General features: G+C 35.1%; 29 protein-coding genes and 1 other RNA gene. 21 read left to right on the forward strand and 9 right to left on the reverse strand.

Going from position 1 to position 25,567, the window contains the following annotated elements:
• Nucleotides 1-117: 117 nt before the first annotated feature.
• The 5 genes from pdxH to F0365_RS11640 all read left to right on the forward strand — a co-directional run bounded on the left by pdxH (nucleotide 118) and on the right by F0365_RS11640 (nucleotide 4,853).
• Nucleotides 118-762, forward strand: coding sequence for a pyridoxamine 5'-phosphate oxidase (gene pdxH / locus F0365_RS11620; RefSeq protein WP_169933837.1), 645 nt, complete (start codon nucleotides 118-120; stop codon nucleotides 760-762).
• Nucleotides 762-1,247, forward strand: a complete 486-nt coding sequence (locus F0365_RS11625) for a SixA phosphatase family protein (RefSeq protein ID WP_169933838.1) — start codon at nucleotides 762-764, stop codon at nucleotides 1,245-1,247. Before pdxH ends, F0365_RS11625 begins: the two co-directional genes overlap by 1 nt.
• Nucleotides 1,244-3,292: a polyphosphate kinase 1 gene (gene ppk1, locus F0365_RS11630; RefSeq protein WP_169933839.1), complete on the forward strand. Its 2,049-nt coding sequence runs from the start codon at nucleotides 1,244-1,246 to the stop codon at nucleotides 3,290-3,292. The genes F0365_RS11625 and ppk1 overlap by 4 nt, the downstream gene beginning before the upstream one ends.
• Entirely contained in the window at nucleotides 3,292-4,185 is an 894-nt protein-coding gene (locus F0365_RS11635) for a Ppx/GppA phosphatase family protein (RefSeq protein WP_169933840.1), read from the forward strand. The genes ppk1 and F0365_RS11635 overlap by 1 nt, the downstream gene beginning before the upstream one ends.
• A gap of 95 nt (nucleotides 4,186-4,280) precedes the next feature.
• On the forward strand, nucleotides 4,281-4,853 hold the full coding sequence (locus F0365_RS11640) for a porin family protein (RefSeq protein WP_169933841.1): 573 nt from the start codon (nucleotides 4,281-4,283) through the stop codon (nucleotides 4,851-4,853).
• 73 nt (nucleotides 4,854-4,926) lie between these two features.
• Here F0365_RS11640 and F0365_RS11645 read toward each other — a convergent pair whose 3' ends face one another.
• Nucleotides 4,927-6,777: a DNA polymerase III subunit gamma/tau gene (locus F0365_RS11645; protein ID WP_169933842.1), complete on the reverse strand. Its 1,851-nt coding sequence runs from the start codon at nucleotides 6,775-6,777 to the stop codon at nucleotides 4,927-4,929.
• Nucleotides 6,778-6,869: 92 nt separating this feature from the next.
• Between F0365_RS11645 and rnpB the strand changes: the two genes are divergently transcribed.
• Nucleotides 6,870-7,187, forward strand: an RNA gene (gene rnpB, locus F0365_RS11650) — RNase P RNA component class A.
• A 33-nt stretch (nucleotides 7,188-7,220) separates the two neighbouring features.
• Here rnpB and F0365_RS11655 read toward each other — a convergent pair.
• The 7 genes from F0365_RS11655 to F0365_RS11685 form a co-directional block, all read right to left on the reverse strand.
• A complete protein-coding gene (locus F0365_RS11655) occupies nucleotides 7,221-7,823 on the reverse strand; it encodes a YkgJ family cysteine cluster protein (RefSeq protein ID WP_169933843.1) in 603 nt (200 codons plus the stop codon).
• 81 nt (nucleotides 7,824-7,904) lie between these two features.
• Nucleotides 7,905-8,072, reverse strand: coding sequence for a hypothetical protein (locus F0365_RS11660; RefSeq protein ID WP_169933844.1), 168 nt, complete (start codon nucleotides 8,070-8,072; stop codon nucleotides 7,905-7,907).
• A 531-nt stretch (nucleotides 8,073-8,603) separates the two neighbouring features.
• Complete coding sequence (locus tag F0365_RS11665; RefSeq protein WP_169933845.1) at nucleotides 8,604-8,957, reverse strand: hypothetical protein; 354 nt, start codon at nucleotides 8,955-8,957, stop codon at nucleotides 8,604-8,606.
• Between the two features lie 544 nt (nucleotides 8,958-9,501).
• Nucleotides 9,502-9,690 (reverse strand): hypothetical protein, encoded by a 189-nt coding sequence (locus F0365_RS11670; protein WP_169933846.1) that lies wholly within the window; start codon nucleotides 9,688-9,690, stop codon nucleotides 9,502-9,504.
• Between the two features lie 49 nt (nucleotides 9,691-9,739).
• Nucleotides 9,740-10,294, reverse strand: coding sequence for a 16S rRNA (guanine(966)-N(2))-methyltransferase RsmD (gene rsmD / locus F0365_RS11675; RefSeq protein WP_169933847.1), 555 nt, complete (start codon nucleotides 10,292-10,294; stop codon nucleotides 9,740-9,742).
• Entirely contained in the window at nucleotides 10,285-11,058 is a 774-nt protein-coding gene (locus F0365_RS11680) for a DUF3822 family protein (protein WP_169933848.1), read from the reverse strand. Before F0365_RS11680 ends, rsmD begins: the two co-directional genes overlap by 10 nt.
• Nucleotides 11,039-11,791 (reverse strand): hypothetical protein, encoded by a 753-nt coding sequence (locus F0365_RS11685; RefSeq protein ID WP_240961632.1) that lies wholly within the window; start codon nucleotides 11,789-11,791, stop codon nucleotides 11,039-11,041. Before F0365_RS11685 ends, F0365_RS11680 begins: the two co-directional genes overlap by 20 nt.
• 117 nt (nucleotides 11,792-11,908) lie before the next feature.
• Here F0365_RS11685 and F0365_RS11690 point away from each other — a divergent pair, with 117 nt between their 5' ends.
• The 4 genes from F0365_RS11690 to kdsB all read left to right on the forward strand — a co-directional run bounded on the left by F0365_RS11690 (nucleotide 11,909) and on the right by kdsB (nucleotide 16,159).
• Nucleotides 11,909-13,333 carry an ATP-dependent RecD-like DNA helicase gene (locus F0365_RS11690; protein WP_169933849.1) on the forward strand — a complete coding sequence of 475 codons (1,425 nt, stop codon included), beginning with the start codon at nucleotides 11,909-11,911 and terminating at the stop codon, nucleotides 13,331-13,333.
• Between the two features lie 3 nt (nucleotides 13,334-13,336).
• Entirely contained in the window at nucleotides 13,337-13,915 is a 579-nt protein-coding gene (locus F0365_RS11695; RefSeq protein WP_169933850.1) for a DUF4126 domain-containing protein, read from the forward strand.
• Nucleotides 13,916-13,980: 65 nt separating this feature from the next.
• Nucleotides 13,981-14,436: a hypothetical protein gene (locus F0365_RS11700; RefSeq protein WP_169933851.1), complete on the forward strand. Its 456-nt coding sequence runs from the start codon at nucleotides 13,981-13,983 to the stop codon at nucleotides 14,434-14,436.
• 982 nt (nucleotides 14,437-15,418) lie between these two features.
• Nucleotides 15,419-16,159, forward strand: a complete 741-nt coding sequence (gene kdsB / locus F0365_RS11705) for a 3-deoxy-manno-octulosonate cytidylyltransferase (protein ID WP_169933852.1) — start codon at nucleotides 15,419-15,421, stop codon at nucleotides 16,157-16,159.
• A 58-nt stretch (nucleotides 16,160-16,217) separates the two neighbouring features.
• On the opposite strand, the gene F0365_RS11710 is transcribed toward kdsB, so the two are convergent.
• A complete protein-coding gene (locus F0365_RS11710) occupies nucleotides 16,218-16,529 on the reverse strand; it encodes a GNAT family N-acetyltransferase (protein ID WP_169933853.1) in 312 nt (103 codons plus the stop codon).
• Nucleotides 16,530-16,716: 187 nt separating this feature from the next.
• Here F0365_RS11710 and F0365_RS11715 point away from each other — a divergent pair, with 187 nt between their 5' ends.
• The 11 genes from F0365_RS11715 to F0365_RS11765 all read left to right on the forward strand — a co-directional run bounded on the left by F0365_RS11715 (nucleotide 16,717) and on the right by F0365_RS11765 (nucleotide 25,549).
• Complete coding sequence (locus tag F0365_RS11715) at nucleotides 16,717-17,364, forward strand: alpha/beta fold hydrolase (RefSeq protein ID WP_169933854.1); 648 nt, start codon at nucleotides 16,717-16,719, stop codon at nucleotides 17,362-17,364.
• Between the two features lie 76 nt (nucleotides 17,365-17,440).
• Nucleotides 17,441-18,382, forward strand: coding sequence for a lytic transglycosylase domain-containing protein (locus tag F0365_RS11720; protein WP_169933855.1), 942 nt, complete (start codon nucleotides 17,441-17,443; stop codon nucleotides 18,380-18,382).
• Between the two features lie 2 nt (nucleotides 18,383-18,384).
• A complete protein-coding gene (cls, locus tag F0365_RS11725) occupies nucleotides 18,385-19,863 on the forward strand; it encodes a cardiolipin synthase (RefSeq protein ID WP_169933856.1) in 1,479 nt (492 codons plus the stop codon).
• Between the two features lie 17 nt (nucleotides 19,864-19,880).
• On the forward strand, nucleotides 19,881-20,270 hold the full coding sequence (locus tag F0365_RS11730) for a sulfite exporter TauE/SafE family protein (RefSeq protein ID WP_169934852.1): 390 nt from the start codon (nucleotides 19,881-19,883) through the stop codon (nucleotides 20,268-20,270).
• A 71-nt stretch (nucleotides 20,271-20,341) separates the two neighbouring features.
• A complete protein-coding gene (locus F0365_RS11735) occupies nucleotides 20,342-21,187 on the forward strand; it encodes a DUF2911 domain-containing protein (RefSeq protein WP_169933857.1) in 846 nt (281 codons plus the stop codon).
• A 151-nt stretch (nucleotides 21,188-21,338) separates the two neighbouring features.
• Nucleotides 21,339-21,914 carry a hypothetical protein gene (locus tag F0365_RS11740; RefSeq protein ID WP_169933858.1) on the forward strand — a complete coding sequence of 192 codons (576 nt, stop codon included), beginning with the start codon at nucleotides 21,339-21,341 and terminating at the stop codon, nucleotides 21,912-21,914.
• Nucleotides 21,907-22,290, forward strand: coding sequence for a hypothetical protein (locus tag F0365_RS11745; protein ID WP_169933859.1), 384 nt, complete (start codon nucleotides 21,907-21,909; stop codon nucleotides 22,288-22,290). The genes F0365_RS11740 and F0365_RS11745 overlap by 8 nt, the downstream gene beginning before the upstream one ends.
• A gap of 4 nt (nucleotides 22,291-22,294) precedes the next feature.
• Nucleotides 22,295-22,849, forward strand: coding sequence for an RNA polymerase sigma factor (locus F0365_RS11750; RefSeq protein WP_169933860.1), 555 nt, complete (start codon nucleotides 22,295-22,297; stop codon nucleotides 22,847-22,849).
• Nucleotides 22,839-24,194, forward strand: coding sequence for a hypothetical protein (locus tag F0365_RS11755; RefSeq protein ID WP_169933861.1), 1,356 nt, complete (start codon nucleotides 22,839-22,841; stop codon nucleotides 24,192-24,194). Before F0365_RS11750 ends, F0365_RS11755 begins: the two co-directional genes overlap by 11 nt.
• A 249-nt stretch (nucleotides 24,195-24,443) precedes the next feature.
• Nucleotides 24,444-24,884: a hypothetical protein gene (locus tag F0365_RS11760; protein ID WP_169933862.1), complete on the forward strand. Its 441-nt coding sequence runs from the start codon at nucleotides 24,444-24,446 to the stop codon at nucleotides 24,882-24,884.
• A 254-nt stretch (nucleotides 24,885-25,138) separates the two neighbouring features.
• Nucleotides 25,139-25,549: an OsmC family protein gene (locus F0365_RS11765; protein ID WP_169933863.1), complete on the forward strand. Its 411-nt coding sequence runs from the start codon at nucleotides 25,139-25,141 to the stop codon at nucleotides 25,547-25,549.
• Nucleotides 25,550-25,567 lie beyond the last annotated feature (18 nt).

Here is a 25,567-nt window from a genome sequence, read left to right on the forward strand (position 1 = left end):
AATGCATCATCTCGCTTTTGCGAAAGCAAAATACTCATCATCTATCTGTATATTTAAGAATTGTTTGCCATTTCAAAAGAAGCATTTAATGTAAATTGCAGTGAAATAATTAGTCCCATGCAAAGAGATCTTCAAAACTTACGTAAATCTTATGAAAAAGATGCCTTACTAGAAAAAAACCTACCGAAAACCCCTTATCAACTATTTGACTCTTGGTTTCAGGAAGCCAAATCAACTATAGAAGTTGATGAGGCAAATGCGATGAGTCTTTGTACGCTAGGTTTGGATGGCTTTCCTAAATCACGTATCGTACTCTTAAAGGAGATTGTAGAAGGTAAGTTTTTGTTTTATTCGAATTATACTTCAGAAAAAGGAGTCGCTATGGAAGCCTATGATAAAGTCAGTCTTCACTTTTTTTGGCCGGCATTAGAACGTCAGATTATAATTAAAGGAAATGTGAAAAAGGTTTCCAGGGAGAAGTCCTTAGATTATTTTCATTCCAGACCACGAGGCAGCCAGATAGGAGCCTGGACAAGCAATCAAAGTAGCGCTATTATCTCCCGTGAAAAAATAGAAGAACAGTTGCATCATTTTGAAGAGAAATTTAAAGATCAAAAGATACCATTACCAGAATTTTGGGGTGGATATGATTGTGATCCGATAAGTTTTGAATTTTGGCAAGGAAGACCGAACAGGCTTCACGATCGCATTTTGTTTGAATTGGAAAACGACCGTTGGACCTTTAAAAGATTACAACCCTAATGAAGCGATTGATAGTTATAAGACATGGTAAATCAACTTGGGAGCTTCAGGTGAGAGATCACGATCGCGTACTGACACAACGCGGTATTGACGATGCACATCTCATAGGAGAGGCATTAAAAGACCTGAATGTAGATCCAGATCAAATCTGGACCAGTACTGCGGCTAGAGCCCTGCAAACAGCAACTTTAGTTAGTGAGTATTTCAATTACAGTCTGTCAAAACTCGAGCTTAAAAGAGAGTTGTATACTTTTAGCAGTGATGAATTGATACATGTCATCTCTAATGCAGAGGATGCAATAGAAACCCTCGTTATCTTTAGTCATAACAATGGAATAACAGATCTGGTAAATGATTTGGGAAGCACCAGATTTGACAATGTTCCTACTACAGGAGTTGTAGCTATAGATTTTGATTCCAACTCTTGGTCTTGTCTAGGTAAAGGCATCACTAAATTTCATTTATTCCCTAAATTGTTAAAATGAGTAAATATTATAATAGAGAATTGAGCTGGTTGCGATTTAACGCAAGAGTATTACAAGAAGCAAGCGATAAAAATGTACCGCTTATAGAGCGCTTGAGATTTTTGGGAATTTTTTCAAATAATCTAGATGAATTTTTTAAAGTTCGCTATGCGACCATACAACGCATTCAAAGAGCAGGAAAGAACGCCACAAAATCTTTAGGCGGAATCAGTGCAGAAGACCTTTTACAGGAAATTAATAAAATGGTTATCGTTGATCAAGCTCATAGTTTTAGCGTACTTGCAGAGCTGGAACAGGAGCTTAAGAAAGAAAAGATCAGCCTTGTAGATGAGACGGAAGTGCTTCCCGATCATGAAGACTTTATAAGAAACTACTTTAATGAAAAAATAAGTCCAGCAATAGGTACCATAATGATTAACGATGAGGTAGATTTCCCTCATTTGAGAGATGGATACGGTTACCTCGCTGTGCGTATGCTCATGACAGATAAAAGTATCAGATACGCCCTTATAGAGAAGCCTAAGTATTTGAATCGATTTGTAGTTTTACCTCAAATAGAAGGTGATGAAAGGCAATTCATCATACTCATTGATGACCTTATCAGGCATCGCATGCACTATATCTTCAATATTTTTGATTATAAAGAAATTGAAGCACACATGATCAAGGTGACATTAGATGCAGAGCTAGATATGGAATTGGACCTTAAGAAAAGTTTATTAGAAAAAATACGTCGTAGTGTTCACGATCGTAAAGACGGAGATCCGGTGCGATTTGTTTACGACCGCCATATTCATGAAGATACTTTGCATCTTATCATGAAGAAATTACAAATCGATAACCACGATAGTATTATTCCGGGAGGAAGGTATCACAACAGAAGGGATTACTTGAAGTTTCCTAGTCTGGGAAGAACAGATTTACTATATGAAAAACTGCCGGCTTTGCCGATAAAAGAAGTAAAAATTAAAGGTTCTCTTTTAGAAAGAATAGCTAGAAAGGACATCCTTCAATACACACCTTACCACACATTTGCTAATACCATTAAGTTTTTAAGAGAAGCAGCTCTTGATCCCCAAGTAAGGACCATTAAAATAACTATTTATAGGCTGGCTGAAGTATCGCAAATTGCTGGATCATTAATTAATGCTGTAAAAAACGGAAAAAAGGTTACTGTTTCCATCGAGCTACAAGCTAGGTTTGATGAGCAAGCCAATATCAATTATGCAGAGTTAATGCAGGAAGAAGGTGTTGATATGATATTTGGTGTTCCAGGACTCAAAGTGCATTGTAAAGCTTGTTGTATCACTCGTGAAGAAGATGGTAAAATTGTTAGATATGGCTTTATTTCTACTGGTAATTTTAACGAATCCACTGCTGGTATTTACACCGACTACACCCTGTTTACTGCAAATCGGAAGATATTGAAAGAAGTAGAGCGTGTCTTTGAATTTTTTGAGGTCAATTACCGTCAGCATCGATATAAACATTTACTCGTTTCTCCTAATTATCTCAGAAATGGAATTGAGCGATTGGTTCGTCGTGAAATCGCTTTCGCGAAAGCGGGAAAATTTGCAAAAATGCGCATGAAAGTAAATTCTTTTTCAGATTTTAGAATGATTGATTTATTTTACGAGGCGTCTAATGCAGGTGTTCAAATAGAATTGATTGTGAGAGGAATTTGCTGTCTTGTTCCTGGTGTGAAAGGAATGAGTGAGAATATAAAGGTGATCAGTATTATAGACCGATTTTTAGAACATCCTCGTGTGTATCGATTTTATAATCAAGGACAAAACGACCTCTATATATCTAGTGCAGATTTTATGGGACGAAATCTAGACAGTCGTGTGGAAATAGCTTGTCCTATATACGATGAAGATATCAAGGCCGAAATTATAGCCACCATGGATATATGCTGGAGTGATAATGTGAAAGCAAGAGAAATATGTGGAGACCAACTTAATAATTATGTAGTTAATGATGAGCCACCTGTAAGATCGCAATATGCCACATATGAGTTTTATAAAAATCAAATTACAAGGTAATGGCATTTGAAATAAGAAAATATGGAGCCATTGATATAGGGACCAATGCTATTAGATTGCTAATTGCAACAGTAACTTTATACAATGATGAGCCACCAGTTTTTAAAAAAATAAGCTTGATTAGGGTGCCGGTAAGACTAGGTCAAGATGTGTTTACTACAGGCAATATTTCCAAAGAAAATATTGCTCGAATGATAGATGCTATGAAATCTTATCAGTTGTTAATGGGTGTGCACAAAGTAAAATCTTATAAGGCTTATGCGACTAGTGCAATGAGAGAAGCAAAGAACGGTAAAGATGTAGTAGAACTCATTGAAAAGGAGTCTGGAATTTATATAGATATCATTGATGGGTCTCACGAAGCGGCTATCATCGCAATGACTGACTTACACGCAGTTATTGATGAAAGTAAAGTCTTTCTCTATGTAGATGTAGGTGGTGGTAGTACCGAGTTTACCCTATTTGCATACGGTAAAGAAATCGTATCCAGATCTTTTAAAATCGGTACGGTACGATTGCTGAATGACATGGTAAACAAAACACTTTGGGATGACGCTCAGCAATGGATCAAAGAGGTAACAGCCCCTTATGAACGCATTGATTTAATAGGTTCTGGTGGCAATATTAATAACATTTTTAAAAGCAGTGGTAAAGGGATAGGTAAGCCGCTCTCTTACTTTTATTTAGCTAATTACTACGACCAACTCCAAAATTATAATTACGAAGAGCGAGTCTACCACCTTAACTTAAATCACGATAGGGCAGATGTTATTATACCAGCTTGTCGTATCTATTTAAGAGCTATGAAGTGGAGTAGAGCTAAAAACATCTATGTTCCTAAGATAGGTCTGACTGATGGTATCATTAAATCCATATACAATGCTGACAAGTAATAAAAGTAAAGGGTTTTAATTTATACCACTTTCGAGGAGCGCTTCATTACATGGATGCATGCTAACATATCTTAAAGTACAATGCAACAATAGTTATGAAAAAACTTTTCCTCTTTGTTTTTATGGTATCTGGAACAACTATGATGTATGCTCAAGTTGCTGGTGCAAATTCTTATGGTTTTCGTTTAGGAGTAAATTACGCTTCATTATCAGGTGGGGATTTATCAAACGACTATAACAATCGAGTAGGTTTACACGCTAATTTTTTTGCACAGATCCCTTTGAATGCCACTTTTTATCTACAACCAGAAATAGGTCTTTCTGCTTTGGGGGTGAATGAAAACGAAATAAGGTTAGATAACGGGGATATAGTACAATTAAAGACCAACTGGTTGCAAGTTGCCGTTCTAGCTCATATAAAAACGAGTAACCAGATTTTTGTTCTCATTGGTCCACAAGCTGGTGTTAACGTGACTGAAAGAGATCAAAACGACTACTACAACTATGATTTTGATGGTGTTGTAGGTTTAGGTTATATGTTTAGTGAGAACTTAGCTCTAGACTTGCGCTATGGTTATGGGTTTTCTAATGTTTTTGATAAAGAATTTGCAGGTGTTTCTGAGGCGAGTAATAGGTGGTTGCAATTAGGAGTCTCTTATAAATTATAAATACCACTTCAATTTATATACAGTAAAGTTTCTTATTAAAGAGGCTTTTTATGTTTGGTCTATTTTCTTTCTATTAAAAGTCCAAATCAAATGTTCTTCTCAATAGGTCTACGGCAGGGTTTTTCTCTACTAGTTTTGTGAACTTATCTTGGTCGGTATAAACATATTTCTTAGTAACGCTTTTATCTACTGTTATTTCAAATTCTATAAGATAATTGTTTAACTCGCGTTTTAAGTATTCTAAGATCTGACCCTGTGATTTCTCGAGATCTTCCTTCATGGATTTGTTAGGAAAACGTAACATGATAGTGTTGCCTTTAAGAATAGGCTGGTCTGCGTTGATGATACTGGCTAGTATAAGTTGTCCTCTTTCTTTAAGATGGTCCACATACTTAACCCATAACAGGCTTAACTGCTCTTGAGTAAACACTTCCTCTGGCAATTGGTGCTGTGCTACCTTTTTACCTTGTTGTTGAGCAATATGTGTATTTTTTTCCTCTATTCCTTGAATAGAAAGCCCGCTTATCTTTTTCCTGCTTTTATCTAGTAAGGCTTTTCGTTTCTCTTCAAGAGATGCTGATATCGAAGGTGAAGGCGCATCAGTAACTAATTCTTCTTGTTTTTCTTCCTGTTTTTCTTCCTGCTTGCCTTCTGTACCTGAATGGTTTGCTGTACTTTCAGGAGTGTTATACGTGGGTGATTCTTCGCCTACTTGAGAGCTTTTTTCTTGCAAAACCGTTTCCACCTCTTTCTTTTCTTCTTTTACTTCAATAGAAGTAGGTAAAGATGAAAGGGTTGCATTAACAGCAATGTGCTCAAATTGGACAGCTGGTATGATGTACTTTACATCATTTTTTTTTTCTCCATCAGAAGTGATGGAGGCAAGTTGCATAAGAGTTAATTCTATCAGAAGCCGCTGGTTGCGACTCGATCGATAATTAAAGTCAGCTTGATTTGCTATTTCAATACATTGTCTTAAAAAGGGAAGATCCACTTTTTTAGACTGGTCTAAATACTTTGCCTTCGTTTTCTCTCCTACTTCTAGCAATGGTATGGTACGCTCATCCTTACAGACCATCAGATCTCTAAAATGAGAAGCCAGACCGCTTACAAAGTGCTGTCCATCAAAACCTTTTGCCATGATGACATTATAGTCCACTAACAATTGTGGAATGTTATTTTCCAGCAATAAATCAGTCACATTAAAATAAGTATCTCTATCAAGAACATTTAGGTTTTCGGTAACTGCTTCAATAGTGAGCTCTTTTCCCGAAAAGCTTACCACACGGTCAAAAATGGATAGGGAATCCCTCAAGGCACCATCAGCTTTTTGAGCGATGATCTGTAGGGCATCTTCTTCAGCATTGATGCCTTCTTTTAAAGATATGCGCTTTAGATGCTCTCGCATGTCGCTCACTGTAATACGTTTAAAGTCAAATATTTGACAACGAGAAAGTATCGTTGGAATAATTTTATGCTTCTCTGTTGTGGCAAGAATAAAGATCGCATGAGCAGGTGGTTCTTCTAGAGTTTTAAGAAACGCATTAAAGGCCGCATTAGAAAGCATGTGTACCTCATCAATAATATAAATCTTGTATTTACCTACTTGAGGTGGTATGCGTACTTGGTCTACTATACTTCTTATCTGGTCGACACCATTGTTAGAAGCGGCATCTAACTCAAAAATATTAAAGGCAAAATCCTCGTCTGGATCATAGTTACCACTTTCATGGTTGATTTTTTTTGCAAGAATTCGGGCGCAAGTTGTTTTGCCGACCCCTCTAGGCCCGGTAAATAGCAAAGCTTGCGCTAGGTGATTGCTTTTTATTGCATTCTCCAGCGTCTTTGTAATAGCGCCTTGACCTACGACATCTTCAAAGGTTTCAGGACGGTATTTTCTAGCCGATACTATAAATGGTTCCATAAGTCAAAGATACTTTTCTATGAGCTTTTAGATCGGCTTTCTAAGCTTATAATTTCTGTGAATTATCAACATTTATTAACTAGTTTTGCGACTTAGCAGGTCGCCTTATCGATCTTGTGCAAGCGAGGTAGGAAAGTCCGGACACTATAGGATAACATAGCGGCTAACGGCCGTCGTCCCGAGAGCTATCGGGATAGGACTAGTGCAACAGAAAGTATGTACAGGTAATGCTGTAGTGAAACCAGGTAAACTCTATGTAGTGAAATGTCGCGTAAATCAGAGCTTGAGCGCGATCCGCGCGATTCTGAAGGGTAGGCAGTTAGAGATAACGAGCAATCGTTATACTAGATAAATGATAAGGTGCTTGAGTAATTAGGTAACAGAATCCGGCTTATAGACCTGCTATTTTTTATTCCATTTTAATAAATAACTGCATCGTATGATCAGACCACTTTTTTTCCTGAAAGTGGAAAAGGTCGGTAGGCATAATAGTGTAAAACTTCTTCTATAGCCATTTTAAGAGCTTTATTGATTGGTAGTATGATGTTTCCTAAATGAAAATCAATTTGATTTAATTGCATGTAATAGGTCGAAAAAACAGGAACGGATAATCCTTTAGAAATAGCTTCTAGGGTAGCATTATAAGCGTGCGTTTGCCCTTCTTTTATGATTTTACAAGTAGCTATTCTCAATTTGCCATATTTATCGGTGCTGGCAGCACTTCCAAAAAGCCTACAGATCAAACCTCGGTATTTATAATTGCTGCAACGGCCTTGATCAATGACAGACAAAGGTTGGTAAATCAAACAAGTGGAACTGTGATTTTCTTTTAATTTTAAGAGCATAATTTCTGCTTCTCCATTTAAAAACAAATGAAATGCCCAGGGTAAAAATTCTAATGGAGAAGCTTCTACATCTGGATAGGTGCAACATTTACCACAACTAGAAACACAACTCATTCCTGATGCTTTGGCAAAGGCAGTAGTTTCTTGCTCCAATTGGTGAAAAAGACCCTCTACTAATTGTACTTTACGCTCTATAGACATTATTTTTTTAGGGAAGGTAATCTTATTAATCGCTGCAGTGCCTATTTGTAATTCTATTTTTTTAAGGGAATTTTAATTTGATTAGTTATTCATCAACACGTATAACCAAGTGATGATGAATAAAAATAGGGTCAGCTGTTTTATCTTTATATTTCTATTTTCAGCGACTATTTTTTTGATGTTTTCTGCACTCTTGAAATCATTATTAAGGTTGCTAGTCGCTTGAAAAAAGAAAGTCTTAGTTGCCATTGTTCTGTGCTTTCTTCTTCTTATCAATGATGCGTTGTATTACAGATTTTCTCTCTATTCCCAACTTGGAACGATTGTGATGTTCAGAGAGGTGTGGTTTCATAATACTTTATATATCATCAATTCACCTAATAAAAAAGCAAATGGCGCTAACAATTGCTAGTAAATAGGAAGAAGTCTATCAGCGCTTTTCAAAGAGAAATTGTGATGTATCTTTCTTGGAATGACATATAAAACTAGAAAAGTGAATAGCATAAACCATCCAAAAACGTCAAAAGCAATAGGTAACTTGGAATAGTCAGCATACAAGATCATGGCAATAGCAGGAATCAATCGAAGCGTAATCTCTGTATAGTTGATCAAGTTGTAGCTTCCGGCTTTTCTTAATGTAGCTCTTGTTTTTTTAGGATCAAAAGCATTAAGAATCCAGCAAAAATAATAAAGACTCCGAAGAGTAGGATGATATATTTTGCTGTGGTTGTCATCATTATTTTAAGGACTAATTATTGGTATCGCTTGTGTTTTGCTCAATTATCCAATAAAAAACTCAATTTGATCTTTAGGTAAGTAGTTTTGAAAGTAGTTAATTAAAGGATGGTTATATGGTTTTACCTGGAGTTGATCTACATTAAAAAGTTCAATTTCATAAGTGCTACTTCTAGGAATGCTTATGGAGCCTATTTTTTTTGCCTTTCTACCCAATACATAAGATTGAATACCCCATGATGTTTTCTTACTTTCTATCTCAAGTCCAGTTCTCAATTCTTTGATAACAAAATGAAAGTTATTGGTTTTAACTTTCCATCCACCTACGATTCTGACACTATAAAGGCCGGCTAGCAATTCAATTTTAGATCTGTTAGAAGTAATGTTTATAGGTTTCATTAATTAAAAAAAAAGTAACTATTGCTGTTTTTCAAAAGTAGGAAATTCTATGACTAAAAGGCTCATTATATCGATAACTACAAACGCCACAGCTGTAAATTTGAGAATTTCGATCCTTTAAATGCGGTATGATGGTTTTTTGTCTTTCATTCAATTCATCCTCCATAATTAACCCAATAGCACCAATAGTTTGTAATTCTGACGAAAATGATGTTAGTAATTTATTTAGTTTATTGACTTTTCCCTTTTCAACGTATTTAAGCATCGTTTTATATTCATCAGAAACATAATTTCCATTATATCCACATCCAGAAGCGACCTTATATTTTTCAAAAATCTGTTTATTTAATTCAGATAGTTTTATGTTGGATTGATACAGGTCATTATGTTTTATTAAATACTCATTGAGATCATTGATAGAACCTTTAAATGATTTAGTTTTTAAATATTTTTTCTCATAATCATCATATTGAGAAATCCATCCAACTATTATAATACCATTGATACTAACGTAATTTATTTTAATATCAATATCAAAATTCTTTTAGATAGAAATCTGATGTTGTTTATGAAGAAAATCGATCTTTCTATCTAATTTATCCATAATGATGACCTCTTTTGATACTTCATAATAGATGGATAGAAGTTTTTGATCTAGAGAGTCAGATCTTTCTATGGTTGACTGAAAATCCTTTAATTTATCAAAATCATCTTGGGCAAAATCGGATTGCACAAATAGGAGTAATCATCAATAAAAGTATCTTTTTCATAACATAAACTTTTTACTCTTCCTCACTACTAGGACCTTCAAAAAAGCTGAAAACCGTACCGCCATAACGGCGCTCGTTATCAAAGTGTTCGTGAGTAGCTAGTGAGGTGTGTTTAGAATGTTCTATAATAAGAATACCATCTTCGGCAAGAAGCTCGTTAGCATACACATAGTTTGGGATTTTCAGAAACTCCTCTTCTTCCAGTGCATAAGGGGGGTCTGCAAAGATGATGTCGTACTTTCCTTTGTGTTTTTCTAAGAATTTGAATGCGTCTGCCTTTACGGTATCTATAGGGAAATCTAGTAATTCGGCAGTTTTTTTTATAAAAGCAATACAAGGCTGGTGTTGATCCACAGCTATAACGCTTCCAGCACCACGACTACAAAATTCATAAGACATATTGCCACTACCGGCAAAAAGTTCCAGCATTTTGATATTATGGATATGGATCTTATGACGCAAAATATTGAACAATGCCTCTTTAGACATATCTGTAGTAGGTCGTACAGGTAAGTTTTTGGGAGCCGATATACGGCGGCCTTTGTGTTTTCCAGATATTATACGCATAAGATTTGTTCTAAATAGTTAGGGTAATCTTCTATATAACTTACATAACGTACGTAGGTATATAAGAGATCAAATAATTTTTCTTCTTGCTGCTCAGTACATAAGATCATTTTCATGGTCTCTGGATCGAGATCATTGTGATGCGTGGTAAACATCGTGTAATATAAAATATCTTCTATAGCGTCATGCGGGAAAAGATTTTGTGCCACGAGCTTTCCGTTTTTAAAAATAGTCAAGTAAAAATGACTTTTCTTAATGTCTAAGTATACTTGGGGTTGCAACGCAGGGACTTCCTTATTCCTCAACTCTAGGATGCGAGAGCTGTAATGAAAATATTCATAGCTGCCATAGCGGTCAAAGAAGTAGTTATTGATATTAGCATACGCAATGTACACCGTATGTATGTCTAGATCTCCCAGATCTTTGTCCACACTCAAGACATCTGTTTCTAATATTCTCGCATTGTATTTGAGATAATCTACTGCGTGGTCTTGCTTGTATAAAAGTGCTGGGACGCTGGTAAATATGTTATGGTGGTAGAATAGGGTAGCTTTCGCGAAAGCGTAATTTAAAAAATCCTCTTCCTTAAAACAATCCTCTATGGACTGCAAGATTTCTATAGGGTTTGCTCGGTGCTTAAATTCCCTATGCAACGAATTTAAAATTCCTGTTGCGTCATAGGTATAAAAAGAAAGTCCATCCTGATGAATCAGGACGGACAGTTTCTTTATGGAGTCGTCAGGACTATTTTTCGTTGAGTGCATACTGTCTTGGCCAGTTTCCACTAGTAGTAATTTCCTCAAGGCTACCTACAAAGATGGTAGGGCCATCAATACCTTCTACACTTTTCATTTCTAATTCTTGTTGTACTAACCTTTCTGGTTGGTCAAAGAGAATATCTTTCTTATTTGCCACCGCACGGAAAACCGGTACTCTGTTTTCTTTATCGATGACAACATCGGTCTTTAACTCGATAGAACCAGGAGCTCCTTTGATAGTATACTTTAATAGTTGAGAGACGTCTACTTTACTAAATAGGGAATCTTTAACTGAAGTAAATCCTAAAGTATCTGTAAGCGTTATCTCTTTTTTGTATCCATTAGGATCATCAGCACGAAGTCTAAATTTGATGTTGCGCTCTTCATCAATTATCGTGCTATCACGCTTTTGAGTTAAAGCAAACTGAGCGGTGTCTATAAAACGAGATAATTTATCAATATCATCACTATATCCCCCTGTGATGGACTTGTGGGCATTTTGTGCTTCTCTTAGGAGTACCAATTGGGCTACAACTTCTTTGTAACGCTCTTCTTTTGCTGCTTCAAACTTTACGGGTTCCTCTATAGACTTGTAAAGCTTGTATCCAAAAAAGCCACTTATACCTAGTAACACAACAATTATAATGGGGTGTAATTTTTTAGGGATCTTATTAATGAATATCGCTAATAAAACAAGGACTATAAGACCTAAAACAACTGCTATAATTAAATTGACCATATTTGAAGGGTTTAATGCTATTTTTTAACGCTAACAAATCTACAATTTTTTTTCACTCGTCCTAGCCTGAGATATAAAATTTGAGTTAAGTTTATACTCAGTTTTCCACAATCCTCAATGACTTCACAAGAATTTTACAAAGCACTCCTATTAGACTTTCCCTTCAAGCCTACAAATGAGCAAGATAGGGCCTTAGAGTCCATAGCCGATTTTATTTTAGATAAAAATAAAGATCGGCTTTTTATGCTGCGCGGTTATGCAGGAACTGGAAAAACCACCTTGACAAGTACTATTGTTAAGAGTATTTGGAAGTTAAAAATGACTTGTGTGCTGCTTGCACCTACCGGTAGAGCAGCAAAAGTGATCAGTAATTATTCCAATAAACAAGCAGCTACGATTCACAGAGAAATTTATTATCCAAAAAGTCAAGGAAATGGTAGCGTGCAGTTTACCTTGAAGCAAAACAAACACCGCAATGCGCTTTTTGTTGTAGATGAGGCATCAATGATTCCTGATGTGGTTGCAGAGAATAAAATGTTTGGTGGGAACGGTTCTCTTCTAGACGACCTCATTGAATATGTATACAGTGGTGTAAATTGTAAGTTGATGATTATAGGAGACACCGCACAGCTGCCTCCAGTAAAACTTGATGTTTCTCCAGCACTGGACAGACAGTTGATTGAGCAACGTTATTTAAAAGAAGTCACAGAGATCGAATTAGACGAGGTTAAACGCCAAAGCGAGAACTCGGGAATCCTGCTCAATGCTACAGGAATACGCAATCATATACTACATGAGGAATTTGATTTTAAATTTGATGTAGAGAATTTTACCGATATCAATAGACTTATAGACGGTTATGAGATCATGGATGCCATCACTAGCGCCTATGATTTTCACGGCCATGAAGAAACCGCGATTATCGTACGTTCTAATAAAAGAGCCAATTTGTATAACCAGCAAATACGATCGCGTATCTTGTTTAATGAGAATGAGCTCTCACCAGGAGATTATCTAATGGTAGTTAAGAACAACTACCATTGGTTAGAACCCTCTAGTGATGCTGGATTTATAGCCAATGGTGACATCGTAGAAGTTTTAGAAATCTTTTCTTTTAAAAATATTTACGGTTTTCACTTTGCAGAGGTGAAAGTAAGAATGGTGGATTATCCTAAAATGAAAGAATTTGAAACCGTTCTCTTAATGGATACCCTCACTTCAGAAACACCTTCTTTAACATATGACGAGAGTAATAAACTCTATCAAGAAGTGCGTATGGATTATCTAAAACTACCCAAATACAAACAGTATAAAGAGATCAAAGAGAATCCGTTTTTTAATGCCTTGCAGGTGAAGTTCTCTTATGCGATTACCTGTCATAAATCACAAGGTGGGCAGTGGGAAAATGTGATTGTAGAGCAACCTTATTTACCGGAAGGACCTAATAAAGGCTATTTAAGATGGCTGTATACGGCAGTTACTCGTGCCAAAACAAATTTGTATCTTATAGGTTTTAAAAACGATCATTTTATAGAAAACTAGTTCATGACGGATATTATTTTAAGTATTTGTCTAGGAATAGGACTTGCCGCAAGTGTCGGTTTTAGAGTATTTATACCGCTTCTTTTTGCAAGTATTGCGGCATATTTAGGTATTATACCTCTTCATGAAAGCTGGCAATGGGCTGGAAGTATTACGGCTGTGATTGTTTTGGGCGTTGCCGCTGTGGTAGAATTACTGGCTTATTACATTCCTTATATAGACAATTTACTAGACACAATTTCAGTACCGCTGGCTGCTATCGCTGGTACTGCTGTGATGGTAAGTGTTATGGGTGATTTGAATCCGGTAATTACTTGGTCGCTTGCCGTTATCGCCGGTGGAGGAACTGCCGCTGCTATTTCTACCACAACATCTGCCGTTCGTGCTAGCAGTACCGCAACCACTGGTGGATTAGGTAATCCAGTAGTAAGTACCATAGAAGCTGGTTTTTCTAGTGTGCTATCCGTTCTGTCCATTGCTTTTGCGCCGCTTGCCGTTATAGTAGTTTTCTTTCTTTTGATAGGAATAAGGAAGTTGTATAAGAAATTGTTTAAGAAGAAAAAGGAGGCAGTTGCTGATTAAATCTGTTCTCTTTTTATAATTATATTGCTTTTGCGAAAGCGGAACAACTACAACTACTCATACTTATGTTTTTACTTTTTAAACCTAAAAATGCTAGCTATTATATCACGCCAGATAATGAATCTATAGTAATAGAGGATGATGTTATCTCGAGATATTGGTTAAATTTATTGGTTGGGCCTATTACTGGTGCTAATATTTTAATATTTCATGAAAATTGGGATACATGGTGGTCAGTATTATTAGGATTGATAATCTTAATTTGTGTTTTGATATCAGTAGTCATGATCAAGACAGGGTGTGTTGCATCCAGAATTTTAATAAACAAAATTGATCATCTGTTTATCCGCAATCTTGTCGGAGTTCAGCAAACTTCCATAAGGCTTAAAAATGGCACATACCGCAATATAATTTTTGAGACGACCGCTGCGAGAAAAACATTTATACATTTTATGAGAGAAAATAGTTTTGATATAAAAGAAACAGATAGAAGATTACCTTTACTTCCGCTCAATTATTAGATAATATTAAAATTACGTTGATCAATATGAAGACATTTTTCAAAAACCTTTTTGAAGCCAAAAGATCTGAAGTTAGTTTTAACTCAAAAACGCAAATTTTTGAGGTTGCAGATAATGCAAAGTCTATAAAGGGTTTGTATACGCAATGGGTTTCATACAACTTGTCTTTGCTGGATTAGAATTTTTAAAATCCAATCAATCTGACTATTCTTCTTGTTTTTAGTTCTTCTTCTGGTTCATTTGTTATTCTTTTCTTATGCATCAAAAATTCCATTAAAAGAAATCAGCCACCTTATTTATCGCAAGTCAAGAAGTAGTGACACAGTAGCGGTTAAATTGAAAAATGGCAGGTTGAGAAAATTATATTTGTACGAATTAAAAGAAAATGATAAAAAAGTAAATTGGTTTAGAGAGCAAGGTGTCGATGTAAAAAAGACATCATTTATGTCTTTTTTGTGATTTAAATGATTGCGAGAAAGAGCTAATAACTTGATTTAGGAAAATAATTAAGGAACAAAAGGATGGTGTTTTTTAAAAACCTTTTTAAGAGTAAAAGCTCTGAAGTTAGTTTTAAATCAAAGACTCAAATCTTTGAGATAGATGATTTTGCAAAAGGATAAACCTGGCTTAAGCGAATTATGTTATGATCACAATTATTTTTATACATCGGTATGTATTTTACTTCTGATGATTTTTAAAGGATTTTCTCTATTTTTTTCCATCTTTTCGTAGTTATTTGTCCGGTTTTCTTCTTCAAAACATCTACCATATCCTCTGAAGCATTAATAAATATAAAGCATACTAATTACCGCAAAATCATAGAAGCGCTATCATAAGAATAAAATTGAACAATAGAAAATTTAGAAATCTATATGTTTTTCAAGTAGAAGTAGCAAAGGAAAAAGTAAATTTGATCCGTGATCAGGGTGTTCTTATTTAAAAGAAGAGGCTCTTGTTCTCCTAATATTTTAAAACAACACCTTTGAAAAAAATCGCGGTTATTCCAGCACGTTTTGAAGCCAGTAGATTTCCTGGTAAACTCATGAAGGATCTTTGTGGGAAGTCAGTGATCTTACGTACTTATGAAGCAGCCTTGAACACCGGTCTTTTTGATCAAGTACTCGTTGCGACAGATAGCAAAGTGATCTATGACGAGATTATTAATAATGGGGGAGAAGCGGTAATGAGTCGCAGAGATCACCAAACAGGAAGTGATCGCATTGCAGAAGCAGTAGAGAATTATAAAGCAGATATAGTCATTAATGTTCAAGGAGATGAGCCATTTACCAATCAAGCAGATCTTAAAAAGCTCATTGAAGTATTTGAAAATGATCCAAAGAAAGAAATTTCCTTAGCTTCTCTAATGCACGAAATACAGGATCAACAAGATATTCAAAATCCCAATAATGTAAAAGTGATTACAGATTTGAGTGGTCATGCCTTGTATTTTTCACGTTCTGTGATTCCATTTCCCAGAGACGAGAACCTTTTACAACCCGTTTTTAAACATATAGGGATTTACGCTTTTAGAAAAGAAGCTTTATTAGATTTTTATAATCAATCTCCTACACCATTAGAGTTGTCAGAAAAGATAGAGTGTATACGGTATTTGGAGCATGGTAAGAAAATCAAAATGATTGCTACAGATCACTTAAGTATAGGAATTGACACAGCAGAAGACTTAGAGAAAGCAGTAGTCCAATGGAATCAACTGCATAACTGATAACAAAAAAGGCTCTTATTTAATAAATAAGAGCCTTTTTTAATGGGTATTGGAGTACTTAAATAGCAATTCCAACCGGAAGCATATCCTTGTATTTCAATCGGTTTTTTCTTACAAAACCTGCAATTTTAGGATGAGTAGGAACCACTTTGAGTTCTTTCTCATTTTTTATGTTTTCAAAAACAGCAGTTAAAAATTCGTTTCTAAACTCCACATCGTCCTCAAGTTCTTCAGGCATGATTAATTTAGTAAGGAAAATTTTTCTTTCTTGCTGGGCATATTCTATTTTTGCCATCATATCGCCTTTGCGACATTCGTACTGACGTAAAAATTCATTGTCAGTAACTTCAAGGGTAGCGGAGGTATCCATATACATTATTTTAACTCATTATAACCTACTAAATAATAGACGATCACTAATTTTATTAAAGGTAACTTTATGGTCGATTAGCGATGTGAGTAAAAATTTCACTTATAATGGTGCAAAGATAGTTTAAAATTGATGCATAAAAGGAAATATTAATGTTAAACCACTGATGTAAATCATTACTTAACTTATGAGACACGTTTACCTTATGCCGGGTATGGCAGCTTCTTCTTTAATTTTCGAGAATATACAACTTCCTGAAAATGAATTTACTCTTCATTATTTAGAATGGATGATCCCTGAAAAAAAGGAAAGTTTGACTTCGTATGTCAGACGCTTATTAACATTAGTCACTCACGAAAACCCGGTTCTTATAGGGGTTTCTTTCGGCGGTATAATTGTTCAGGAAATGGCAAAACAGATAACCGTAGATAAACTTATTCTTATCTCTACCGTTAAATCTAACAAAGAATTTCCTAGAAGGATGCGGTTTTCCAGAAGGCTAGGCTTGCATAAAATTTTCCCTACTCGTCTTGTAGAAAGTTTTGATGTATTGAGTTCATACAGTTTTGGTATTGCTTCTAAGAAAATAGAAATGTATAAAAAATACCTTTCTGTAAATAGCTCTATTTACCTAGACTGGGCGCTGGACACCATTATCAACTGGGATCAAGAAGAATCCTTACCTGGTGTTATTCATATTCATGGCGATGCAGATCCTGTTTTTCCTATTAAATACATTAACGATTGCATTGTTATTCCTAAGGGGACTCATGTAATGATTGTGAACAGATACCGCTGGTTCAATGAACATTTGCCAGCACTTATTCTTTCATGAAAAGGAGAAAGCTTAACGGTTTGTTAGACGTTAATCGTTACATCTTTATATATCTTTGAACAAATTTGTTAAACTCATGAAAAAAATACTTTTAGGGGCTGGAATAGCCATCGTTTTTATAGTAATCATTAGTGCTATCCAACAAGGAGGAGCTGCTTCTGCAATTGCTACCTTGAATACATCGACTGATGTAAAAGTTGAAAAACGTGTACAAAATTATAATGTTTACAGTATCAACTTACCTAAAAGTCTTGATTTTGCTGGTGAAGCAGTACCGCTTAACCAACCAGATATAAGAGAACGAGTTGATCGTGAGTTTCTAGTAAATACCTATTGGCAATCTAATGGGATATTACTTATTAAAAGAGCTCAGAAATATTTTCCAATAATTGAGCCTATTCTTGCAGAAAACGGTGTGCCAGACGATTTTAAATATCTAGCGGTTATAGAAAGTGGTTTACAAAATGTTACTTCTCCAGCTGGAGCCAGAGGTTTTTGGCAAATTATGACAGGAACAGGTAGGGAATTAGGATTGGAAGTAAATGATAATGTTGACGAGCGCTACCATATAGAAATGGCGACCAAAGCGGCATGCGATTATTTAAAAGAAAGCAAATCAAAATTTGGAACCTGGACTCTTGCTGGAGCTGCCTATAATGCCGGTAACGGAGGAATCAATAAACAGTTAGAAGCGCAAGGAGTTGAAAGTTATTACGATCTTCTTTTAGGAGAAGAAACTGGTCGTTATGTTTTTAGAATTCTAGCTATCAAAGAGATTCTTAAAAGCCCGAAAAACTTTGGCTTTAACGTAAATCCCAGTCATGGGTATGAAGTTATTCCTACTAAAAATGTTTTGGTAGATTATGAGGTGGATGATCTTTCCGCTTTCGCGAAAGCGAATAACATCAATTATAAAATTCTTAAAATTCACAACCCTTGGCTAAGAGAGCCTAGGTTAGATAATAAATCAAAAAAGGAATATGCCATCGCTATTCCTGAAAAGGGATACTACAATTAAGAATGATTAATTGGATTCTTTCTAACTGGTTTACGAGTCTTCTTATCATCAATTATTTGGTGGCGCTGAGTGCTGCATTTTTTCTTATAAGAAGCAATCAAAATCCAAGAAAGACACTTTCTTCCCTTTTATTTTTAGTTGCTCTTCCTTTTATAGGTTTAGGTATTTATTATTTCTTCGGACTCGAATATAGAAAGTCAAAGATCTTTAAACGCAAAGAATTGACTGCACACAAACTAATTAAGGATTGGAACACAAGGTTATATTTGTCAGATGAGAAGTTAACGGAGTATGAAAATGATTTTTTAGAAGAAAGAGTAAAATTAGTCCGACTTTTAAATTACAACCAATCTGCAGCTCTTACCTTACAAAATGATCTAAAAGTTCTTATCAACGGAAAGCAAACCTTTAAAAGTATTTTTAAAGATCTAGATGAAGCAAAAGATCATATACACCTAGACTATTTTATTATTCAAGATGATCGTATAGGAAGTCAGTTTATCGATAAATTAATTGCTGCTCGTAAACGAGGCATAGAGGTAAAACTCATATACGATTCTGTTGGAAGTAATATTTCTAGAAATGCAAAAGGCAGAATGAAAGATGCAGGAATAGAATTCCACGCATTTATGCCGGTGTTGTTTTCAAACTTTACCCGTAAAGCAAATTATAGAAATCACCGTAAGATTTGTATAGTCGACGGTCATATAGGTTACTTAGGGGGTATTAATATAAGTGATGATTATATAAACACTAAAGAGGATCCTTCTAAACTATACTGGAGAGACACTCATTTACGTATAGAAGGGCATGCTGTAAAAAGTATGCAATTACAGTGGTTGCTTAACTGGTACTTTGTTTGTGACCATATTAAAAATGAAACGGATCTTGTAATTCCAGACTCTTATTTTCCTGAAATAGACGAGAAGAAAAATAAACCTGTACAAATAGCCGCAAGTGGTCCAGATACGGATTGGGCAAATATTATGGAGGCTATTTTTATGGCCATCACCACAGCAGAGAAGAGTATTAAAATCACTACACCTTATTTTATTCCTAATGAAGCTATTTTTACGGCACTTAAAAGTGCTGCAAGAGGCGGAGTAAAAGTAGACATCATGGTACCTAAGAAAGGGGATAGTTGGGCAGCGAGATATGCGAGTCGCTCTTATTTTAGAGAGATTCTTGAAAGTGGCGTAAAAATACACTGGTACCATCGGGGGATGTTGCATGCAAAAACAATGGTGGTAGATGAAGAGTTTGCCACTATAGGAACTTCTAATATGGACTACAGAAGTTTTGATATTAATTTTGAGATCAACGCCCTTATTTTTGACGAAGATATTTCTGAAGAGCTCAATGATCAATTTTATAAAGATTTAGACTATTGTGAACAAGTTGTTATTGAAAAGTGGGTAAAAAGGGATAAATGGAATAAAATGAAAGAGTCTTTTTGTAGATTGTGGGCTCCATTATTATAATCATGAAATCAACTAAAATGAGCTTAACAACTGTATTACTACTATTATTAATAGGAATGCTTGCCGGTGTTTTGAGTGGTAGTGTAGGCGTAGGTGGAGGTGTCATTATGGTACCTCTAGCTATCTGGTTTTTAGGGTACTCCCAGCATCAAGCGCAAGGAATGAGCCTGGCTGTGCTGGCTGTACCTGTGACCTTACTCGCTGCTTATACTTATCATACCAACGGTCATACGCTAGACTGGCGTTATGCTCTCATTATTGCAGTAGCATTTGTAGTAGGTGGTTATTTTGGTTCCAAGATCGCTATTAGTCTTAATCAGCAAATGCTTAAAAAGGTATTTGGAGTTATATTATTAGTCGTTGCAATTAAAATGATTTTTTTCTCTAGTGCTAAAGGAGTTAGTTAAGAAAACCCTAACATTTTTAAAGATCTAAATCACCGACATTTACATACTTATTAAAATTTAAAAATCACACCATGAAAAAATTAATAGTTGTTTTAAGTTTAATGCTTGTTGCTACTACTGTTAAGGCTCAGATAGATGCGCCACAACCTAGCCCAAGCGCTAAGGCTATGCAAACCGTAGGTCTTACAGAAGTTACTTTAGAATATTCTCGTCCAGCAAAAAGAGGAAGAGATATTTTTGGAGAGTTAGTGCCATTTGATAAACTGTGGAGAACTGGTGCAAACTCAAATTCCATGATTACATTTTCTGATGATGTCAAATTTGCTGGTACTGACGTAGAAGCAGGGACTTACGCTGTTTACACAAAACCAGGAAAGAAAGAATGGACCGTAATGTTATACAACGATACGAGCAACTGGGGTAACCCTAGAACTTGGGATGAAGATAAAGTAGTGGCTACTGCTACCGTAGAAACTAAAAAATTGAAAAATGAAGTAGAAAGCTGGACCATGGCAATCAACGAAGTTTCTATGGAAGGTGCTCATTTACAAATGATGTGGGATGAAACATTAGTAGCTGTTCCCTTTTCTGTTCCTACAGCTGCAAAAACACAAGCGAGTATCGATAAAGTAATGGCAGGACCATCAGCAGACGATTATTACAGTGCTGCTACTTTTTACTTGGACGCAAATAAAAACTTGCAACAAGCACACGAGTGGATATCTGAAGCCGTGGAAGCGCGTCCTGAAGCTTATTGGATGCACAGAAAAAAATCTCTTATAGAGGCAAAAATGGGTAACAAGTCTGCTGCGATTGCATCGGCAAAAACTTCTTTGACTCTTGCAGAAGAAGCAAAAAATATGGATTACGTAAAATTGAATACAGACAGCCTTAAAGAATGGGGTGTTAAAATGTAAACACAATTTATTGGATTACCGATTTATTGCCATCAAACGCAGTACTATAGCGCAACATTTAAAGACCGTCTGGAATAATTCTAGACGGTTTTTTTATTTCTAGACGCAACCATTTTCATTTTTTCATACTTATAGAAAAGAACTTATAACTATGAAGATTATAAATCTATATATTCTAGCATCATTTCTGATGTTCTTATCTTGTACAATAGATGAATTGGTGGCGGAGGATGATAATCAAAATACAGTTTCAGCACTTTATAAATACATTGGGTGCCACCTAGACGTGTCAACTAATCCTCCTACCGAATTGGATTCTACAGTTTATGATGTGATCGATAATAAAATAGAAGTCATGTCAACCTATTATTCTAATGCAAGTAAGGAGTCTTCTCCATTTAATTACGTAAGTCAGCACTTATTTACTATTATATATTTTGAAGATGCTATTCCAAAATGCCGGAGAGAAGATTTTTCCTATGACAGTGCAGGATATCTATCAGAACGTTTATCTACTCGAGGTAGTGATTTTTTGAAATATAACTTAAAGCGAATTCAAGACACTACTTATATAAACTTAGAAACGAGTACTACTGGTATGACCTATATTTCTATTCCTTCTAACCCTTTATTCAAGGTCGTTACAAATCAAAATGATCAGGTAACTTATGTAGAGACAAGAGATGATATTAATGGATTTACAAGAAAAACTAATTATAATGTATGATTCCGTGGGTAATTTGATATTTGAAATGGGGAATTCAACTTGCGATAATGGTGACATCGTTCCTAATATGGTATCTAACATGACTGACACAAATTTTATCAATCCTATCACAACTCTGTGCAATGAAACATACTCAAAATTTGCCAATCATATTTTTTACTCTATAAGATCTGAAGGTATTAATTTGGGTTTAGGACCCAAGAGACTTTCTAGCAACCTTTTAAATTCTTATGAGTATTCACTATTTACTAACTTTCTAACCTTCCTAATTAATGAATTGAATAATGATGGTCTGATAGAACTTATCACTTATGAAACTAAGGAAGGCAGTGGGATGCCCTTCTCATCTTTCAAAGAAGAATTTTACTGTCAATAAATTTATGAATCTAGAAAAAATCATAAAGCAATGTAAAAAAGGAGACATAAAGGCTCAAAAAGAGCTTTATGACACCTATAAAGACGGGCTTTTTGTTTTGTGTTTAAAGTATAGTAGAAATAGAGAAGAGGCTGAAGACAACTTGCAGGATTCTTTTATGGTGATCTTTACTTCCATTGAAAAATATAAGGGTAAAGGTAGTTTTGAAGGATGGATGAAGCGTATAGTGATCAACAAAGCCATCACTTTATTTAAAAGAGAATCTAATTTTAATGTTTTGATTAATGAAGATATTACAAAAGACATCGTCATTGAAAAATCTTTAATAAGCGCTATTCCTTTACAAGAAATTTTAAGAGCAGTGCAAGAATTACCCACGCGATATAAGATGGTGTTCAACCTTTATGAAATGGATAACTACACTCATAAAGAAGTAGCTCAAATGTTGGACATTACTGAGGGCACATCAAAATCAAACCTGTATAGAGCAAAAGTTATCCTTAAAGAAAGCTTACAAAAATGGAATACTACTTCAAAAAATAGATCGTATGGAAACTAAGAAAGATATAGGATCGGCGATAAAGAATCAGCTAGAATCGTTACATGCAACTCCTAGCGACAAGGTCTGGAAACAATTAGAATCTGATTTGCAAAAGAAGAAGAGGGGAAGAGCGCTGCCATTTTGGCTTTGGTACGCAGGAATAGGTGTTTTAGCAATCGGAATTTTGATAGGAGGTTCTTTTCATTATTTATCAAGTACTCCTGATAGTTTTCCAGTAGAAAATAAAATTTCTTCTTCAAATAAAAACTCCAGTAGTGAGGTTCAAGACGAACAAATAGAATTGCAAAAAAACGCTTCTTTACTTAATAATGATAGCAATACTAATGATGCTTTATTAAATGATGAGCATCAAGCAAAAGGAGTTCTTAACAGTACGGATTCAAAACAAGATAAAGAGGATAGGAACTCCATAGCAAAAGAATCAAATCTCATAGCAAAGGAACCTTTTGAGCTAGCTTCAAACTTTAACCCGCAAAAAAATAAAAATAATAGTGCTGACGATTTTCCATTAGAATTTGAAAAGGAAGAACAGAAATCTGTCATCAATTCACATGCAGTTGAAAAAATGCTGATTGATAAGGATACGCTATCATCAAAAATTACCGACCTAGATAAAAGCCCTAAGCAACTTAAAGAGGAAAATCTCACTTTATCAAATGACAGTACAAGTCTACCACTTAAGAGGAACCCTTGGAGTGCCAGCGTTTCTGGAATAGTTAATTTTTACGACAATTTTAAAAATGGATCTTTAATTGATAGAAATTTTGATGGCAATCAAGTCGATAGAAAGGTACACTTGAATTATGGGCTTGCCTTACACTATAATCTCAATACAGAATGGACTTTAAGAATAGGAGCAAACCTAATTAAATATGACCAAACTACCCGAAGAGCAGACTCCACAGCGATTGATTTTGAAAATCTTGAATATGTTCGATATACCACAGAAGTTTCAGAAATAAATAGTTTTGTAAATAACTCTGAAACGATAGACATCACTCAAAATTTCACCTACCTAGAAATACCTTTACAAATGAGGTATTCCTTTTATGGAGAAGAAGTAGATTTTGGTGTAATAGGTGGTTTACAATCGAGAATACTTTTAACAGATAATATTATTTTGGATTCTGACACAAGACAGCTCAAAATAGGCGAGTCGAGTACGATTTACGATATAGGAGTTTCGGCACATTTTTCTCTTGCATCTAGAATAAAGCTGTATAAGAAGTTTTATTTCAATATAGAACCTTCCATTTACTACCATTTAAAACCTTATGAGACGGATAGAATTAACTCCCCTTCAGAATTTAGATTTACGAGCAGTTTAGAATATAAGTTTTAAGTAATGTCAAATTTCGATAGCATTATATGGAAAAAGTTACCGCTTTCGCGAAAGCGGAACACTTCTAAATCTTATCCATAATTAGGCTTTCTAAGAAGATAAACTTCCTGTAAAAATTTAAAATCAGGAATTTATGATGTAAACGCAAAACCAGTAAAGAAAGAAATAACGCTCATCTGATACAAGATGGTAAAACATTAAAAACAACATTTGAACCGAAGCTATTCACTAAAAAAAAATAAATAAAAGATGAAAAAAGTATTAAACATTTTAATTATTGTTACTCTTTTAACTACTGTTTCTTGCGATAATGATGATTCTGTAGTTGAATTGAACCCAAACAGCGTTACAGATTGTTCATTGAGCTATACTGTAGATCTTGATCAATACTTTGTAGGTATTTGTCTAGATGGAACAAATTCTGCGTTACCAGGTGAAACTATAACTTATGCGAGTAAAGCAACACCTAATTTTACTGAAATAATATGGACTGTTGAATCAGGAAGTATGGAGGTAATGGGGATTGTAACTAGTGTTGAAAATAACGTAGAGAATGGTCGATTAAAATCCATAGCTACTATTAGATTTAATTCTGATTTTTCTGGTGGAAGCTTAAAAGCTGAGGCGATCAACAATGATGGTGAGTACGCAGGAATGAGTCTTCCAGTAGAAGTGAGAAATAATCAATAAAGTTACACCACAAAGACTACAAGCGATTGCTTATTCTCGCTTACTTCTAAAATCAATGAGGATTTTCAATTTGTGTTGTACTTGTTAAGGTGGTTGCTAATTCAAGAAAACAGTCCTAGTCGAGACGACCAACTGTGGTGACCCTATACTTAGGAAGAAGATTAGCATGCTAATTAAAATACTCAAATATCTGTTAAACAGAGTAAAAACCATTAGCTATTTTTTAAATTTAGATTCAACATAAAAATAAAACAATGAAGTTTTCAAGAAATGCAAATGCCCAATGGGAAGGAACAGGTAAAGAAGGAAAAGGAAATATTTCTACACAAAGTGAAGTGCTAGATAAAACAGCATATTCATTCGGTACGCGCTTTGCAGAAGGTAAAGGAACTAATCCTGAAGAACTAATAGGAGCTGCACATGCGGGTTGCTTTACCATGCAATTGAGTTTTTTACTCAACGAGGAAGGCTTTACAGCTACTTATTTATCCACAGATGCTAAGGTCACATTTGAAGATGGCGAAATCACACACATAACTTTAGAATTAACTGGGGATGTTCCAGATATATCTAAAGAAAAGTTTGCAGAGATCGCAAAAAAAGCAAAAGAAGTCTGTCCTATATCAAAAGTGCTTAAGGCAGAGATTTCTTTAGAAATTAAGTAATCAATGACATCTTATTTT

This window comes from Nonlabens sp. Ci31 (genome assembly GCF_012974865.1).
Classification (GTDB): Bacteria; Bacteroidota; Bacteroidia; order Flavobacteriales; family Flavobacteriaceae; genus Nonlabens.

What these genes read in the sequence shown, in the direction of transcription:
- pdxH (WP_169933837.1), top strand. Translation starts at nt 118, where the DNA reads ATGCAAAGAGATCTTCAAAACTTACGTAAATCTTATGAAAAAGATGCC.
- F0365_RS11625 (WP_169933838.1), top strand. Translation starts at nt 762, where the DNA reads ATGAAGCGATTGATAGTTATAAGACATGGTAAATCAACTTGGGAGCTT.
- ppk1 (WP_169933839.1), top strand. Translation starts at nt 1,244, where the DNA reads ATGAGTAAATATTATAATAGAGAATTGAGCTGGTTGCGATTTAACGCA.
- F0365_RS11635 (WP_169933840.1), top strand. Translation starts at nt 3,292, where the DNA reads ATGGCATTTGAAATAAGAAAATATGGAGCCATTGATATAGGGACCAAT.
- F0365_RS11640 (WP_169933841.1), top strand. Translation starts at nt 4,281, where the DNA reads ATGAAAAAACTTTTCCTCTTTGTTTTTATGGTATCTGGAACAACTATG.
- F0365_RS11645 (WP_169933842.1), bottom strand. Translation starts at nt 6,777, where the DNA reads ATGGAACCATTTATAGTATCGGCTAGAAAATACCGTCCTGAAACCTTT.
- F0365_RS11655 (WP_169933843.1), bottom strand. Translation starts at nt 7,823, where the DNA reads ATGTCTATAGAGCGTAAAGTACAATTAGTAGAGGGTCTTTTTCACCAA.
- F0365_RS11660 (WP_169933844.1), bottom strand. Translation starts at nt 8,072, where the DNA reads ATGGCAACTAAGACTTTCTTTTTTCAAGCGACTAGCAACCTTAATAAT.
- F0365_RS11665 (WP_169933845.1), bottom strand. Translation starts at nt 8,957, where the DNA reads ATGAAACCTATAAACATTACTTCTAACAGATCTAAAATTGAATTGCTA.
- rsmD (WP_169933847.1), bottom strand. Translation starts at nt 10,294, where the DNA reads ATGCGTATAATATCTGGAAAACACAAAGGCCGCCGTATATCGGCTCCC.
- F0365_RS11680 (WP_169933848.1), bottom strand. Translation starts at nt 11,058, where the DNA reads ATGCACTCAACGAAAAATAGTCCTGACGACTCCATAAAGAAACTGTCC.
- F0365_RS11685 (WP_240961632.1), bottom strand. Translation starts at nt 11,791, where the DNA reads ATGGTCAATTTAATTATAGCAGTTGTTTTAGGTCTTATAGTCCTTGTT.
- F0365_RS11690 (WP_169933849.1), top strand. Translation starts at nt 11,909, where the DNA reads ATGACTTCACAAGAATTTTACAAAGCACTCCTATTAGACTTTCCCTTC.
- F0365_RS11695 (WP_169933850.1), top strand. Translation starts at nt 13,337, where the DNA reads ATGACGGATATTATTTTAAGTATTTGTCTAGGAATAGGACTTGCCGCA.
- F0365_RS11700 (WP_169933851.1), top strand. Translation starts at nt 13,981, where the DNA reads ATGTTTTTACTTTTTAAACCTAAAAATGCTAGCTATTATATCACGCCA.
- F0365_RS11710 (WP_169933853.1), bottom strand. Translation starts at nt 16,529, where the DNA reads ATGGATACCTCCGCTACCCTTGAAGTTACTGACAATGAATTTTTACGT.
- F0365_RS11715 (WP_169933854.1), top strand. Translation starts at nt 16,717, where the DNA reads ATGAGACACGTTTACCTTATGCCGGGTATGGCAGCTTCTTCTTTAATT.
- F0365_RS11720 (WP_169933855.1), top strand. Translation starts at nt 17,441, where the DNA reads ATGAAAAAAATACTTTTAGGGGCTGGAATAGCCATCGTTTTTATAGTA.
- cls (WP_169933856.1), top strand. Translation starts at nt 18,385, where the DNA reads ATGATTAATTGGATTCTTTCTAACTGGTTTACGAGTCTTCTTATCATC.
- F0365_RS11730 (WP_169934852.1), top strand. Translation starts at nt 19,881, where the DNA reads ATGAGCTTAACAACTGTATTACTACTATTATTAATAGGAATGCTTGCC.
- F0365_RS11735 (WP_169933857.1), top strand. Translation starts at nt 20,342, where the DNA reads ATGAAAAAATTAATAGTTGTTTTAAGTTTAATGCTTGTTGCTACTACT.
- F0365_RS11740 (WP_169933858.1), top strand. Translation starts at nt 21,339, where the DNA reads ATGAAGATTATAAATCTATATATTCTAGCATCATTTCTGATGTTCTTA.
- F0365_RS11745 (WP_169933859.1), top strand. Translation starts at nt 21,907, where the DNA reads ATGTATGATTCCGTGGGTAATTTGATATTTGAAATGGGGAATTCAACT.
- F0365_RS11750 (WP_169933860.1), top strand. Translation starts at nt 22,295, where the DNA reads ATGAATCTAGAAAAAATCATAAAGCAATGTAAAAAAGGAGACATAAAG.
- F0365_RS11755 (WP_169933861.1), top strand. Translation starts at nt 22,839, where the DNA reads ATGGAAACTAAGAAAGATATAGGATCGGCGATAAAGAATCAGCTAGAA.
- F0365_RS11760 (WP_169933862.1), top strand. Translation starts at nt 24,444, where the DNA reads ATGAAAAAAGTATTAAACATTTTAATTATTGTTACTCTTTTAACTACT.
- F0365_RS11765 (WP_169933863.1), top strand. Translation starts at nt 25,139, where the DNA reads ATGAAGTTTTCAAGAAATGCAAATGCCCAATGGGAAGGAACAGGTAAA.